Source organism: Stenotrophomonas sp. P5_A8 (assembly GCF_056400545.1).
Genome location: NZ_JBFULB010000645.1, coordinates 1 through 653, shown reverse-complemented (window position 1 = coordinate 653; position 653 = coordinate 1). Strand labels below are relative to the sequence as shown.

Annotated in this window: 1 protein-coding gene; it reads left to right on the top strand. The window is 67.2% G+C overall.

Annotation, left to right across the window (positions count from 1 at the left end; translation table 11 throughout):
- Positions 1 to 206: 206 nt before the first annotated feature.
- Positions 207 to 602 carry a flagellar basal body rod protein FlgB gene (gene flgB / locus AC1DQP_RS21250; RefSeq protein ID WP_256776991.1) on the top strand — a complete coding sequence of 132 codons (396 nt, stop codon included), beginning with the start codon at positions 207 to 209 and terminating at the stop codon, positions 600 to 602.
- Positions 603 to 653: the final 51 nt, after the last annotated feature.

Genomic DNA, 653 nt, shown 5'->3' with positions numbered 1-653 from the left:
TCCTTCCGGCGACGCAGACACGTCCGGGCGCGGGTTGGCAGAGCCCGCCGGGACCGTTGGGCGCCATGGATGGCGCCCACGAGCCCCCAGGGATGGGTTCACGGCGTGTCCCGGCGGGCTCTGCCGACCCGCGCCACACGCAGGAACAACGCGCCGACTGGCACAGCCCTTGCACCACTCCCCCCATCGTCCCGTGGGAGCGCGCCATGCCCAATCTGATTTCCGACTATCTGGGGGTCCATGCCCAGGCCATGCCGTTGCGCGAGCAGCGGATGAAGCTGATCGCCAGCAACCTGAGCAATGCCGACACCCCCGGGTACAAGGCCCAGGACCTCGACTTCGATGCCGCCCTGCGCAATGCCCAGGGCGTGGACAGCAACGGCCTGATGAAAACCACCAACGAACAGCACTACGCCGTTGGCGGCGGCCTCAACCCCTTCCAGATCACCAAGGAAGGCGTCCAGCCCAGCATCGACGGCAACACCGTCGACCCCGATGCCGAACGTGCCGCCTACGGCCGCGCCGCGCTGGAATACCGTGCCTCGCTCAGCTTCGTCGAATCCAAGGTGCGCTCCATGCTCACCGCCATCACCGGGCAATAAGCCATGAGCAACCTCCCCATTTTCGACATCGCCGGCTCCGCCCTCCAGGCC

Bases quoted from the DNA above. Each gene is read 5' to 3' on its own strand.
- flgB (WP_256776991.1), top strand. From the start codon at position 207: ATGCCCAATCTGATTTCCGACTATCTGGGGGTCCATGCCCAGGCCATG.